Raw genomic sequence first — 13,581 nt, 5'->3', positions numbered from 1 at the left:
ATGCCCTCACCCTAACCCTCTCCCACGGGGAGAGGGAACAGAACGTAGGCCGGGTAAGGCGAAGCCGCCACCCGGCTTTTTTTTAGTTCTCGATACCTTTACTGCGCAGGTAATCTTCGTAATTACCGGTGAAGTCCACCACGCGCTCTGGCGTAATTTCGATCACGCGGGTCGCCAGCGAGCTGACGAACTCACGGTCGTGAGAGACGAAGATCAGGGTACCCTGATACATCTCCAGCGCCATGTTCAGGGATTCGATAGATTCCATGTCCAGGTGGTTGGTCGGTTCGTCCATCACCAGGATGTTTGGTTTTTCCATCATCAGCTTGCCGAACAGCATGCGGCCCTTCTCACCACCGGAGAGCACCTTAGCCGGCTTTTTGATGTCGTCCTGGCTGAACAGCAGACGACCCAGAATGCTGCGCACCGCCTGCTCGTCGTCGCCTTCCTGCTTCCACTGGCTCATCCAGTCAAAGACGGTCAGGTCGTTTTCGAACTCGTACTCATGGTCCTGCGCGTAGTAGCCAATCTGCGCGTTTTCAGACCACTTCACGGTGCCGTTGTCCGGCTGCAGTTCGCCGACCAGGGTTTTCAGCATGGTGGATTTACCCACGCCGTTGGCACCGAGGATGGCAATCTTCTCGCCCACTTCCAGCAGCAGGTTGAATTTTTTAAACAGCGGACCGTTCTCAAAGCCTTTTTCAAGGGCTTCCACTTCCAGCGCGTTACGGAACAGCTTCTTGTCCTGCTCGAAGCGGATGAACGGGTTCTGACGGCTGGAGGCTTTGACTTCGTCCAGCTTGATTTTGTCGATCTGACGGGCACGCGAGGTCGCCTGACGCGACTTAGAAGCGTTGGCGCTAAAGCGGCTGACGAAGGACTGCAGGTCCGCAATCTGCGCTTTCTTCTTGGCGTTATCCGCCAGCAGACGTTCACGCGCCTGGGTAGCCGCCGTCATGTACTCGTCGTAGTTGCCCGGATAAACGCGCAGCTCGCCGTAGTCCAGATCCGCCATGTGCGTACAGACCATGTTCAGGAAGTGACGGTCGTGCGAGATGATGATCATGGTGCTGTCGCGATCGTTCAGCGTCTGCTCCAGCCAGCGGATGGTGTCGATGTCCAGGTTGTTCGTCGGTTCGTCGAGCAGCAGGATGTCCGGGTTAGAGAACAGCGCCTGTGCCAGCAGCACGCGCAGCTTCCAGCCTGGCGCCACTTCGCTCATCGGGCCGTAATGCTGTTCAACCGGAATACCCACGCCCAGCAGCAGCTCGCCCGCGCGCGCTTCCGCAGAGTAGCCGTCCATCTCGCCGTACTGCGTTTCCAGATCGGCTACTTTATAGCCGTCTTCTTCGCTCATTTCGGCCAGCGCGTAGATGCGATCGCGCTCCTGCTTCACTTCCCACAGTTCCCCATGCCCCATGATCACGGTGTCGAGCACGGTGAACTCTTCGAAGGCGAACTGATCCTGACGCAGCTTACCGATACGCTCGTTAGGGTCGAGCGATACGTTACCGAGCGTCGGCTCCAGGTCACCGCCGAGGATCTTCATAAAGGTGGATTTTCCGCTACCGTTGGCACCAATCAGGCCGTAACGGTTGCCGCCGCCAAATTTGACGGAAATGTTTTCGAACAGCGGCTTACTGCCAAACTGCATAGTGACGTTGCTGGTAACTAACACGGGGAGATTCCTGCGAAAAGTGTGATAAACACGGCATTATGCCACAATTCCGAATTGAGATCCCGTGTTGCGGCAATCCACTAAACTTTAACAAAATCGAAAAAAATGTGATTTCGTACACATCTGAATTCCCTGTTAGCGGGAATGCACATATAATGCGCTCCCATCACAGATTCAGACTTATCAACTCATCGCCAGAATGGCTTAGATACCTCGCACAACATGAACATGAAATTAACAACGCTTTTTGCGGCGGCGTTAGCCGTAGTAGGTTTTTGTAAGACCGCGTCTGCGGTGACGTATCCCCTGCCAACAGACGGTAGCCGTCTGGTAGGCCAGAACCAGGTTGTGACGGTACCAGAAGGTAACTCTCAGCCACTGGAGTATTTCGCTGCGCAGTACCAGCTGGGCCTGTCTAACATGCTGGAAGCGAACCCGGGCGTTGACCCGTATCTGCCGAAAGCGGGTACCGTGCTGAATATTCCACAGCAGCTGATCCTGCCGGATACCGTTCATGAAGGTATCGTGATTAACAGCGCCGAAATGCGTCTGTATTACTACCCGAAAGGCACCAACACCGTTATCGTGCTGCCAATCGGTATCGGCCAGCTGGGTAAAGACACCCCAATGAACTGGACCACCAAAGTTGAGCGTAAGAAAGCGGGCCCAACCTGGACGCCGACTGCCAAAATGCACGCGGAATACATCGCTGCGGGCGAACCGCTGCCAGCCGTTGTACCGGCAGGCCCGGATAACCCAATGGGTCTGTACGCGCTGTACATTGGCCGCCTGTACGCTATCCACGGTACCAACGCCAACTTTGGTATCGGCCTGCGCGTAAGCCACGGCTGCGTGCGCCTGCGTAACGACGACATCAAATTCCTGTTCGAAAACGTGCCGGTCGGTACGCGCGTGCAGTTCATCAACGAACCGGTGAAGGCGACCTCTGAGCCAGACGGCAGCCGCTACATCGAAGTGCACAACCCGCTGTCCACCAGCGAAGACCAGATCAACAACAACGAAATCGTCCCTGTTACGCTGAACAGCGCGGTGCAGGCGGTGACTTCTCAGCCAGACGTAGAAACGGCGATTGTTGACCAGGCCGTGCAGAACCGCTCCGGTATGCCGGTGCGTCTGAACTAACAGAGAAGCATTAAAAAAGCGGGCCTCGTTGCCCGCTTTTTTTTTATCCGTTATTCACGATCACAATCCCGCCGTGGTCGTACCGATAGTGACAGTGGGCATACTCCAGCGGCGTGCCGTCCTCCAGATAAATCACCTGCTCCACTTCCAGGACGGGATCTGTCTGCTCGCAGACCAGATGCTCCCTGTCCAGCGCGTTGGGCTTAAGCGCCCGCACCACCCGATACGACCCCATAATTTTCAGCGCCAGCGTCTCCTGCACGTACTGGAAAACTGAACCTTCAAGATGGTTTTTCGTCAGGCCCGGCACCAGATTCATCGGCATCACCGTGGAATCCAGCGACATCGGTTCGCCGTTCAGCAGACGGAGTCGAATGAAGTCATAGATCGGCGCATCGGCGTTAATCATCAGCGACGCCTGCTCTTTTTCGTTCGGGAAGCGCAGCTCGAAATGCACTACCCGGCTGGTCACCGTGCCCAGATGCGCCCAGGTTTTAGTCGCGCCAAAGTAGTCGCTGCCGGAGAGGTCCCACTGCGAGAGCTGAAGGAAGTTTTTGCGGATGAACGTGCCCTGGCCCTGGCGGGTATAGACCAGACCTTCGACGATCAGCTGGCGCATCGCCTGCTGAATGGTCATCCGGCTGGAGTTGAACTCCGCCGCCAGCGCAAACTGGTCCGGCAGGGGTTCATTGGCGGCGTACTGCTGGCTGATAATGCGTTTCTTAATTTCCCGCGCTATGGTGATGTACTTCGCCGCCATCGTTCTTCCTTTCAGTTAGTTTTCTATCCCGCTGTTTTTCAACGCCACTCTCTCGGCAATCTTGAGGAAAGGCAGGTAGAAGAATACACCAAATACGATGATTGCCAACTGCACCACCACCGCCCGCCAGTCCCCTGCCGTGGCCAGCCAGGCGCTGAGAATGGGCGGCGTGGTCCAGGGGATCATCACCACGCAGCGCGACATTAGCCCCAGCGTGGTACAGAGCCAGGCGAAGTAAATGCCGATGGCGGGCAGCAGCACAAACGGGATCATCAGCGGCAGGTTAAACACGATCGGCAGGCCGAAAATCACCGGCTCGTTGATGTTGAACAGACCGGGCGCCAGCGACAGACGCGCCACCTGCTTCGCCGATTTTTGTCGGGAGAAGATAAAGATGGCGATCAGCAGCGATATCGTGCTGCCCGTGCCGCCCACCATGCCAAACGTCGGCACGAAGATGTTGTTGATGATATGCGGGATGGGCTGGCCGTTGGCGAAGGCCAGCATGTTCTCGTTGGTGTTGATCAGCAGGAACGGCTCCAGCACCACGCTGTTAACGACTGACTGATGAATACCGAGCGTGAACAGGAAGTTACCGAAGCTGTAGATGAAAATCGTCCCCGGCAGGCTGGTGTTGATCAGCCGCAGCGGCTGCTGGATAAAGGTGGTAATAAGATGGATCAGGTCCGTGTGCAGCACGTTTGCCAGTATCGCCGCCAGCACCGCGAACAGGGAGAGCGTGAGGATGGTCGGGATCAGCGCGGTAAAGGATTTGCTCACCGCCGGAGGCACGTTTTCCCCGAGGGAAATGTGCAGCGCCTTCAGGCGCGAAATGGCGATAAACACTTCCGTTGAGAGCAGCCCGATCAGCACCCCGGCGAAAATCCCGGTTGAGCCAATATTGGTGAACGTCAGCACCTGGGTGACGTTCACCGCGGCATCGCTGCCGACGGGCGTAATCTGCAGGCGCATCGGCATCATGATGATGAAGCTGCTGACGGCGATAACCACTGCCGAGACCGGATTGTCGAAATCTTTGTTGCGCGCCAGCGACCAGGCAATCATCGGAGCCAGCAGCAGCGCGGCGATGTTCAGCGTGCCGTTGATAATCGCCTCGCCCCATACCTTAAACTGCGCGAGCGTGTCGCCGTGAAAAATCCACGGAAATACCACGTTGTTCACCAGCACCGCCAGACCGGCGAGGATGAAGATGGGCATCACCGTGGCGAAAGCGTCGCGCAGGGAGCGCAGGTGCACCTGATTAGCCAGGCGCGCCGAGAACTCTACAAATTTATCGACAAAAGACTGCATGTGCGGTGTTATTTTTGTTTCAGACATAGCGGATAGTTCCCATCAATCAGTCACAAAAACGGCCCGGCAGCGTACGGCTTACATCTCGCGTCCGTTGGTATGGATAACCTGTTTTAACCACGCGTAGCTCTTCTTCGGCACGCGCTTCAGGTCTTTCAGGTCATGGTTTTCACGGTTGACATAGACCACGCCGTAGCGCTTACGCATGTCGCCCTGGGAGCTGAGAATGTCGATTAACCCCCAGCCGAGGTAGCCGATGACCTCTGCCCCGTCCTCGAACATCGCCTCCTTCATGGCATTGATATGCGCCCGGTGGTAGTCGATGCGGTAGGTATCCTCAATCGGGTTCACGCCGTCCCAGGACTCAATCACCCCGATGCCGTTTTCGATCGGGAAGACCGGCATCCGCCAGTCGTTGGCGTAGCGGGTGATGATGGTGCGAAAGCCCAGCGGATCGATCTGCCAGTTCCACTCGGTGGCCTTCAGGTACGGATTGTTTTTCTCGCCGTGCAGCAGGTAATAGTTCACCGGCGTGCCTTCCGGGATCGCATCGCTGTCCAGCGTTTTGCTGGCGTAGTAGCTGAAGGCCATATAGTCGTTTTTAGTCCGCGCCAGCAGCGCTAAATCCTCGGCGCGGTAGATATCGCCAAAGCCCTCCTGCTCCACCACCGCCATCACCGCCGGGCTGTAGCCCTGCCCTGCGAAGACGCGCAGCAGGTTCTGGTTGAGGAACTCGTCGTACTGCTGGGCGCAGAAGATATCGCGCGGTTTGCAGGTGGCCGGGTAGATCAGCTGGTGCGCCAGCATGCCGCCCATCAGCTGGCCCGGTCTGGTCTGATGCAGATATTCGGTCAGCGCCATGTGCGCCACCATCGTATGGTGCTGCAGCTCGTACAGCTCGCGCAGGGTTTTCTCACCGTGCATATAGCCGGAAATGCGGAACGCTTCAGGCATATGGAAGATGTTCTGCTCGTTGAAGGTCAGCCAGTACTTCACGCGGTCGCCATAGCAGTCGATCATCTTTTTGCCGTAGCGGATAAAGGCCTCCATCACGCGGCGGTCGTTGAAGCCGTTGTACTCCTGCGCCAGCGCCAGCGGCATATCGAAGTGGTACAGGCAGACCATCGGTTCGATGCCGCGGGCGATCAGATCGTCGATAAAACGGTCGTAAAACGCGATGCCTTCGTCGTTGAACGCGCCGTCGCCCTGCGGGCAGACGCGGCTCCATGAGATCTGAAAGCGGTAGCAGTTCATGCCCAGATCCTGCATCAGGTCGAAATCTTCCCGGTAGCGGTGGTAGGAGTCGGTCGCGACTTTCCAGTCGGATACGTTCTCCCCGGCTTCGCGAATGTCGTAAACCGACATCCCCTTCCCACCCTCGTTCCATGCGCCTTCCGTCTGCATGCTGGACACCGAGTTGCCCCATAAAAAATTGGCCGGCAGCGAATTGTTCATGCTCTCTCCCTATATGACTAGTCATTTAAAATTTCATGACTAGTCATATAGGCGAAGATGATATGGGGATCAAAGAGGAGGATCGTTTTTTGTGAGCAATGCGGGAAAAAAAGCCCCGGTTAGCGATGCATTGCCGGGGCAAGGAAGGTTATTGTTGCGCGAGCTGATTGCGGCGATATTCCCCCTGCCGCTCCAGCATCCAGCCCGGGTATTCGCGCGGCAGCGCGCTCACCGTATCAAGCTGCTTGAGTTCGTCTTCGCTCAGTCGGATCCCGGTCGCGGCGATATTGTCGTCCAGCTGTTCGACGCGTTTCGCCCCAATGATGACGCTGGTCACCGCTTTCTGATGCAGCAGCCACGCCAGCGCGATTTGCGCGACGGAGACGCCCTTGCTTTCGGCGATAGTGCGCATCACGTCCACGCAGTCGAAGGCGCGATCTTTGTTCACCGGCGGGAAGTCGAACTCCAGACGACGACCGCCGGCTTCGCTCTGACCGTCGCGGCCATATTTTCCGCTCAGCAGACCGCCTGCCAGCGGGCTCCAGACCATCAGCCCGACGCCTTCGCTCTGCATCATCGGTACCAACTCGCGCTCCAGATCGCGCCCGGCAATGGTGTAATACGCCTGCAGCGACGCGAAACGCGCCAGTCCAAGACGTTCAGAAATACCGAGCGCTTTGGCAATCTGCCACGCCGCCCAGTTAGAGACGCCGATGTAGCGCACGTGGCCGTGCTGCACCAGGTTATCCAGCGCATAGAGCATCTCTTCAATCGGCGTTGCGGGGTCGAAGCCGTGAAGCTGGTAGAGATCGATATGATCGAGCTGCAGGCGGCGCAGGCTCTCCTTCACGCTGCTGATGATGTGATAGCGCGAGCTGCCGCGCGAGTTCACCCCTGCCGTTCCCGTTTCGCCGAACACTTTCGTGGCGACCACCACGTTCTCGCGAGGGATCTTCAGGTTTTTCAGCGCCTGACCGGTGATCTCCTCCGAGCGTCCTTCCGAGTAAACGTCCGCGGTGTCGATAAAGTTGATCCCGGCATCCAGCGCGCGGCCCACCAGCTGCTCGGCTTCACTTTGCTGGAGCTGGCCAATCTTGCCCCACATGCCGCCCTCGCCGCCGAAGGTCATGGTGCCGAGGCACAGTTCAGAAACAAACAGACCGGTGTTGCCCAGTTTTTGATAACGCATAAGTTATTCCTCGCATGTCGATTGGGTACCCGATAGTTATACCCGCCCCTCAGCCATCGCGAATGTGGTGTTCCTGTCCGTTTCTTGCCCAATCCTCTGAATTTATCCGCGCGGGGCGTCGCCAAAGACGCTGTAGTCCGGTAATTGCACCTGCTGATACGGCTCCCAGCCGCCGCCGAGGGCCTTGTAGAGTGCCACCAGATCGAGCGCGCTCTGCACCTGCGCCTGTGCGCGCTGCTGCTGGGCCTGCGCCAGCTGACGCTGGGCGTCCAGCACGTCGATAAAGCTGGCGATCCCCTGCCGGTAGCTGTCGCTCGCTAAATCAAAGGCGTTTTGCAGGGCGTCGATCGTTTTTGCGAGACCCGCTTCACGCTGCTGGTCGGTGCGATAGCTCACCAGCGCGTTTTCCACATCCCCGAGCGCGGTCAGCACCGTCTGGCGATAGTCCAGCACCGCCGCTCCCTGCTGCGCGCGCGCCACCTTGACGCTGGAGACCAGTCGACCGCCCTGGAAGATGGGAATGGAGACCTGCGGGCCAAAGCTGTAGAAGTGGCTGCTCCAGTCGGTCAGCCAGTTGGTTTCGCTGTTGCGCAGGCCAAACTGCCCGGAGAGCGTAAAGCTCGGGAACAGCTCCGCCACCGAGACGCCGATTTGCGCCGTGGCGGCATGAAGGTTCGCCTCCGCTTCGCGCACGTCCGGACGGCGTCGTGCCAGCGTGGACGGAATGCCGGTCTGCACGATATCCGGCAACGCCGGCATCGGCTGCGCAGACTGAAGTTCGCCATCCAGCGCCCCTGGCGGCTTGCCGAGCAGGATCGCCAGGCCGTTCATCGCCTGCCGCTCCTGCGCCTGATATTGCGGAAGCTGTGCTTCAAGGTTGCCTAACTGCGCCCGGGCGTTTTCCACATCCATCTGCGGCGACAGCCCGCCCCGCTGGCGGCTTTCGGTGAGATCCAGCGTCTGCTGCGCGCTTTTAATCTGGGTGTTCAGCGTGGCGATAATGCTCTGCGCCCCGCGCAGCTGGAGCCACGCGCGCGCCACTTCGGCCTCCAGCGATACCAGCGCGTCGTTACGCTGCTCGATAGCCGCTTTCTGCTGCGCTTCGGCGGCTTCCACCTGACGACGCACCTTGCCCCACAGGTCGATTTCCCACTGGGCGTCGAAGCTGCCCTGGTATAGGTTAATCGGCTGCGTCAGCGGCCCCAGCGCGCCCTTCAGGTTGGGATCGATACTATCCACCTGGTCATACACGCCGTGGGATTTCAGCTCTCCTTCCAGGCCAAGCTGCTGGCGCGTCGCTTGCAGATTGCCGTTCACCGACGGATAAAACGCCCCACCCGCCTGGTTAATCTGCTCTCGCGCCCCGGCGATGCGCAGCACCGTCTGCTGCAGCGTCAGGTTTCCGGCAATGGCGCGCTCAACCAGGCTGTCGAGCTGCGGCGAGCCGAAGGTCTTCCACCAGCGCGGATTGGTCGCGGCGGAAGTAGTTTGCGATTTCACCGCGCTGTCGCCCTTATCGTTCCAGTGCGTAACGGCGGGCGGCGCAGGCTGCTGGTAGTCAGGCCCAACGGCGCAGCCCGCCAGCAGCATCATTATCATCAGGGGGTGTAAACGTCTGTGTATCATCAATGTGCTCCTGCACTCCCCTCGCTCTTAACCGGCGAGAGCAACAAACAAAACGGAATCAGTAACAAGGCCACCGCGCTCAGGATGGTAAAGACGTCGATGTAGGCCAGGAAGCGCGACTGCTCGATCATGGTCTGGTACATGCGTCCGGTGGCGATGCCGGTGGGGTCGCCCACCTGGGTGGTGAAGTTCTGGATCGCCTGGGCGCTTTCGCGTATCGCCTGCTGGAACTGCTCGTTAAGCGGCGAGGCGTGGTACGCCAGATGCGCGCTGTGCGCCTGCGCGCGTTCGGTGATGGCCGCCGTCGAAAGGGATATGCCAATCGAACCCGCGACGTTGCGGAACATGGTAAACAGCGCCGCCGCATCGGCATTCAGCCGCCTCGGTATCGAGATAAATGCAATCGTCGTGAGCGGCACAAACAGGAACCCCAGCCCTATCGACTGGGCGCTGCGGAACAGCACCAGGGTTTCGAAGTCGATATCCGGCGTCAGCGTTCGCGACCAGAAGAACGACACCGCCAGACAGGTAAAGCCAAAGGCGATAATCCAGCGCGTCTGCACCACCGGCATCAGCTTCAGCACCAGCGGGATAGTTAATACGATCAGCACCGCCCCGGGCGACAGCACCAGCCCGGACCAGGTAGCGGTGTAGCCCAGGTCCTGCTGCGCCAGCTGCGGGATCACCACCGAGCTGCCGTACAAAATCATCGCCATCCCCGCCATCAGCAGGCTGGAGATGGCAAAGTTGCGGTCCTTCATGCAGTGCAGATCCACCACCGGCTTTCTGGCATACACCAGCCAGTAGATGGCGCCGATAATGCCGACAAGCGTCAACACGCCGAAGGTGCGGATAAAGTTCGAGTAGAACCAGTCCTCATCTTCTCCCCGGTCGAGCATCACCTGCAGACAGCCCAGCCCCAGCGCGATCAGGCCGATCCCCGTCCAGTCGATAGTCAGCTTCTCTTTTGATTTGCTCTCCCACGGCGGATCTTCCAGCAGCTGGTAGATCGCCAGCACCGTGACAATCCCCACCGGAATGTTGATAAAGAACACCCAGCGCCAGGAGTAGTTATCGGTGATCCAGCCGCCCAGCGTCGGGCCGAGCACCGGCGCAACGATAATCGCAATGGAGGACAGACCAAACGCTTTGCCCCTGTCTTCGGGTTTGAAGTAGTCGAGCAGCACCGACTGCTGCGTGGGCTGCAGCCCGCCGCCAAAAAAGCCCTGCATCACGCGGAACAGGATGATCTGCCACAGCTCGGTGGCAATCCCGCACAGGAACGAGCAGACGGTGAACATGACGATGCAAATCAGGAAGAACTGCTTGCGGCCAAACACCCGGCTCAGAAACGCTGAGATGGGCAGCACGATGCCGTTCGCGACCAGATAGCTGGTTAACACCCAGGTGGATTCGTCATAGCTGGACGAGAGCGAGCCTGCCACGTGGGGGAGCGCCACGTTGACGATGGTGGTGTCCAGAATTTCCATGAATACCGCCAGGGTGACGACAATCGCCACCGCCCACGGATTGCTGGCGGGTTTCCAGCTGTCGTGGCTGTGATCCGTCATTCCACCGTCACCTTCGGTGCAACCGACAGCCCCAGCGGCAGCGGTTTGTTTGGATCCAGGCCCTTATCAATCACGATCTTGACCGGCACGCGCTGCACAATTTTGACGAAGTTGCCGGTGGCATTTTCTGCCGGGAAGGCGGAGAAGCGCGAGCCGCTGCCCTGCTGGATACTGTCTACGTGCCCTTCAAGCTCCATATCCGGCCACGCGTCGACGGACACGGTGACCTTATCGCCCGGCTTCATGCGCTCGAGCTGCGACTCTTTAAAGTTCGCGACCACCCACACGTTCGGGGAAACCAGCGAGAACAGCGCCGTCCCCGCCTGCACCAGCGTGCCGGGCTGCACGTTGCGTTTGGTGACAACGCCGTCGAACGGGGCGCGGACTTCGGTATAGGAGAGATTAAGGTTGGCGGTTTCCAGCTGCGCTTTAGCCTGATCGACCTGACGCTCGCGCGCTTCAACGTTGGTTTCCTGCTGGCGGATTTGCAGCTGGACCTGCTCTGCCACTTCCAGCTGCGCCTGAGCGCTGGCCAGCCCCGCCTGTGCGCTACGCAGCTGTGCGTTCGCGGAATCGATACTTTGCTGAGTGGTCGCACGCGGGTCGACGCCGCGCTGACGACGGTACTCTGCCTGCGCGTTCGCCAGATCGGCCTGCGCTTTCAGCACCTGCGCTTTGGCTTCGTCACGCTGGGCGGGATACTGGACTTTTGAAAGCGCCAGCTGCGCCTGAGCCTGATGCAGCTGCGCGATAGCCAGCCCAAGCTGGGCCTGAGCCTGATCGCGCTGCGCGGTGGTGTCCCGCGGATCGATAACCACCAGCAGATCGCCCTTTTTCACGCGCTGGTTATCGCGCACGCGCAGCTCGGTAACGTAGCCCGCCGTTTTGGGGGCAATCGTCACCACGTCGCCGTCGGTAAAGGCGTCGTCGGTCGTCTCTTCGTTACGGGTTAAAAACCACCAGACCAGCGCCACGACGACCATCACCACCACGACAATGCCGAGGATAATTAACGGTTTCTTGCCCGGGCGCTTACGCTCATTATTGTTTTTGTCCTGCTCGTCAGCAGGCGGGTTTTGATCTTCAGCCATAGTTCAGCAACGGTCCTGTCAGTGAGCGGCATCACACTATGCCGTTCACTAAAGCTAGGACGTTGCTATACGTTTGCCAGGAAAAACTGACAAATTGCGCACTATATGAGAAGGAATATTCCGAAACCGATCGCCGCGGCCCAAACCAGCATCGGAATCGACCAGACGTGGAAACGCCACCAGATACGACGGTCGTTGGCCATGCGCAGCGCAATCAGGTTTGCCAGCGAGCCGGGCAGCAGCCCAAACCCGCCGATGTTCACCGCCCAGGCCAGAAGCGTATCGGGCGGAACATAGTTGAGCAGCAGAATGGTGGACGGTACGTTGCTGATAAACTGCGACAGGCCAATCGCCGTCAGCCACAGTCCCGGCTGAGACAGCGTGCTGACGCTGTGCAGAACGTTCTGCAGTACCGGAAGCTGGATAAGGAGATGCACATCAATAAACATCGCCATAAAGACCAGCAGCAGCGTCCAGTCCACGCTCACCAGCACGCGACGCGCCAGGACGACAAAGCCTGCGGCAACGAGCAGGACGCCCGCCAGCTCATACTTCAGCTCCAGCGCGAACAGAAAGACGATGTATAACCCGAGACAGCTCCACACCAGGCGCGGCTGCCACTGCGGGCCGGTTGTGCCGCTGTGATACTGCAGCTTTTTATCCGGAAACGCGAACCAGCACACCGCCATCAGCGACAGCATCATCACCAGCGCCAGAGGGGCCATCTGCCAGGTAAAGGCGGCGAACGACAGCCCGGACCGTCCCCACAGAAGGATATTTTGCGGGTTGCCGATTGGCGTCAGAAGCGAGCCCGCATTGACGGCCAGCGCTTCAAAGATGATCAGCCGGCTGACGGGGATCTCGCACAGCTTACGCAGCGTGAGCGTGAGGGGTACGATGATAAACAGCGCCACATCGTTGGTCAGAAACGTCGACAGCACCGCGGCGGAGAACACCATAAACAGGGACAGCCTGCGCTCGGTGGCAAAGCGGCGCACCATTTTACGGCCCAGAACGTCAAAATAGCCGCTCAGCTCGACCCCTTTGGTGAGCATCATCAGGCCGCTCAGGGTAATGATGGTGCGCCAGTCAATTGCGGCGGGCCAGGCGTGTGGCGCAAAAGGCACAAAGAGGCTTAACGCTGCGCCAATGATTAATAAGAGATGGAAGAAACGATCGCGTGCCAGGGCCTGCAGTCCGGGGATTTTCATTCAGCGGAGGGACCATATTTAAGGGTAAATTCGCGAAACTTCACCAGCGTCTCTTCGCTGACGTGGTGTTCCATGCCTTCCGCATCCCGGCGGGCGATCTCCGGGCTGACGCCCAGCACCAGCAAAAAATTCTCGACAAGCTGATGGCGCTCGCGGCTCTCCTGCGCGAGTTTCTCCCCTTCCGGCGTCAGAAAAACACCGCGCCAGGGGATCATTTCAATTAAGCCCACGGAAGCCAGGCGTTTTAACATTTTAGCGACAGTTGGCTGTGAAACCCCCAGCCTGGCGGCCATATCGACCTGGCGCGCTTCACCAACCTCACGAATCAGATCGGAAATGAGTTCAACATAATCATCAATCAGTTCACGCCGGTGCGCTTCACGGACCTGGCGAAAACCTTCGACATGTTCTTCAACATTCACCAGTTGCGTCGTTTTCCTCATTGTCGGATGACCTGCGCGACGGTTCATTGTACTTCCTCAGTGGGGTGACGCTTCCAGCGCCCGGATTCGAGAGCGCACATTGTAAACCATAGCTCCGCAAGCA

General features: G+C 58.7%; 11 protein-coding genes. 1 reads left to right on the top strand and 10 read right to left on the bottom strand.

The window, feature by feature from the left end:
• Positions 1-82: 82 nt before the first annotated feature.
• A complete protein-coding gene (locus tag USF70_RS02605; RefSeq protein ID WP_039261438.1) occupies positions 83-1,678 on the bottom strand; it encodes an ABC-F family ATPase in 1,596 nt (531 codons plus the stop codon).
• Between the two features lie 222 nt (positions 1,679-1,900).
• Here USF70_RS02605 and ldtB point away from each other — a divergent pair, with 222 nt between their 5' ends.
• Complete coding sequence (gene ldtB, locus USF70_RS02600) at positions 1,901-2,821, top strand: L,D-transpeptidase (RefSeq protein WP_029740604.1); 921 nt, start codon at positions 1,901-1,903, stop codon at positions 2,819-2,821.
• Between the two features lie 43 nt (positions 2,822-2,864).
• Here the strand turns inward: ldtB and USF70_RS02595 are convergent, their stop codons facing one another.
• The 9 genes from USF70_RS02595 to mntR form a co-directional block, all read right to left on the bottom strand.
• The gene (locus USF70_RS02595) at positions 2,865-3,581 is read right to left on the bottom strand and encodes a GntR family transcriptional regulator (protein ID WP_039261436.1); all 717 of its coding nucleotides are present in this window, start codon (positions 3,579-3,581) and stop codon (positions 2,865-2,867) included.
• 15 nt (positions 3,582-3,596) lie between these two features.
• A complete protein-coding gene (locus USF70_RS02590; protein WP_167818297.1) occupies positions 3,597-4,919 on the bottom strand; it encodes a PTS sugar transporter subunit IIC in 1,323 nt (440 codons plus the stop codon).
• A 51-nt stretch (positions 4,920-4,970) separates the two neighbouring features.
• Positions 4,971-6,347, bottom strand: coding sequence for a glycoside hydrolase family 1 protein (locus tag USF70_RS02585; protein ID WP_045887588.1), 1,377 nt, complete (start codon positions 6,345-6,347; stop codon positions 4,971-4,973).
• Positions 6,348-6,495: 148 nt separating this feature from the next.
• Positions 6,496-7,536, bottom strand: a complete 1,041-nt coding sequence (locus tag USF70_RS02580; protein ID WP_214579141.1) for an aldo/keto reductase — start codon at positions 7,534-7,536, stop codon at positions 6,496-6,498.
• A gap of 102 nt (positions 7,537-7,638) precedes the next feature.
• A complete protein-coding gene (locus USF70_RS02575; RefSeq protein WP_048976793.1) occupies positions 7,639-9,162 on the bottom strand; it encodes an efflux transporter outer membrane subunit in 1,524 nt (507 codons plus the stop codon).
• The gene (locus USF70_RS02570; RefSeq protein ID WP_033145003.1) at positions 9,162-10,733 is read right to left on the bottom strand and encodes a DHA2 family efflux MFS transporter permease subunit; all 1,572 of its coding nucleotides are present in this window, start codon (positions 10,731-10,733) and stop codon (positions 9,162-9,164) included. The genes USF70_RS02575 and USF70_RS02570 overlap by 1 nt, the downstream gene beginning before the upstream one ends.
• Complete coding sequence (locus tag USF70_RS02565; RefSeq protein ID WP_032661279.1) at positions 10,730-11,824, bottom strand: HlyD family secretion protein; 1,095 nt, start codon at positions 11,822-11,824, stop codon at positions 10,730-10,732. The genes USF70_RS02570 and USF70_RS02565 overlap by 4 nt, the downstream gene beginning before the upstream one ends.
• Positions 11,825-11,925: 101 nt before the next feature.
• Positions 11,926-13,035 carry an anion transporter gene (locus USF70_RS02560; RefSeq protein ID WP_033145002.1) on the bottom strand — a complete coding sequence of 370 codons (1,110 nt, stop codon included), beginning with the start codon at positions 13,033-13,035 and terminating at the stop codon, positions 11,926-11,928.
• Complete coding sequence (gene mntR, locus USF70_RS02555; RefSeq protein WP_023310887.1) at positions 13,032-13,505, bottom strand: manganese-binding transcriptional regulator MntR; 474 nt, start codon at positions 13,503-13,505, stop codon at positions 13,032-13,034. Before mntR ends, USF70_RS02560 begins: the two co-directional genes overlap by 4 nt.
• Between the last annotated feature and the right edge of the window lie 76 nt (positions 13,506-13,581).

This window comes from Enterobacter sp. 237C8 (assembly GCF_034106865.1).
Classification (GTDB): Bacteria; Pseudomonadota; Gammaproteobacteria; order Enterobacterales; family Enterobacteriaceae; genus Enterobacter; species Enterobacter asburiae_B.
Note: the sequence above shows the minus strand (reverse complement) of the source record. Positions and strands in the feature narration are given on the sequence as shown.

Coding starts and splice junctions, on each gene's coding strand:
- ldtB (WP_029740604.1), top strand. CDS start 1,901: ATGAACATGAAATTAACAACGCTTTTTGCGGCGGCGTTAGCCGTAGTA.
- USF70_RS02595 (WP_039261436.1), bottom strand. CDS start 3,581: ATGGCGGCGAAGTACATCACCATAGCGCGGGAAATTAAGAAACGCATT.
- USF70_RS02590 (WP_167818297.1), bottom strand. CDS start 4,919: ATGTCTGAAACAAAAATAACACCGCACATGCAGTCTTTTGTCGATAAA.
- USF70_RS02585 (WP_045887588.1), bottom strand. CDS start 6,347: ATGAACAATTCGCTGCCGGCCAATTTTTTATGGGGCAACTCGGTGTCC.
- USF70_RS02580 (WP_214579141.1), bottom strand. CDS start 7,536: ATGCGTTATCAAAAACTGGGCAACACCGGTCTGTTTGTTTCTGAACTG.
- USF70_RS02575 (WP_048976793.1), bottom strand. CDS start 9,162: ATGATACACAGACGTTTACACCCCCTGATGATAATGATGCTGCTGGCG.
- USF70_RS02570 (WP_033145003.1), bottom strand. CDS start 10,733: ATGACGGATCACAGCCACGACAGCTGGAAACCCGCCAGCAATCCGTGG.
- USF70_RS02565 (WP_032661279.1), bottom strand. CDS start 11,824: ATGGCTGAAGATCAAAACCCGCCTGCTGACGAGCAGGACAAAAACAAT.
- USF70_RS02560 (WP_033145002.1), bottom strand. CDS start 13,035: ATGAAAATCCCCGGACTGCAGGCCCTGGCACGCGATCGTTTCTTCCAT.
- mntR (WP_023310887.1), bottom strand. CDS start 13,505: ATGAACCGTCGCGCAGGTCATCCGACAATGAGGAAAACGACGCAACTG.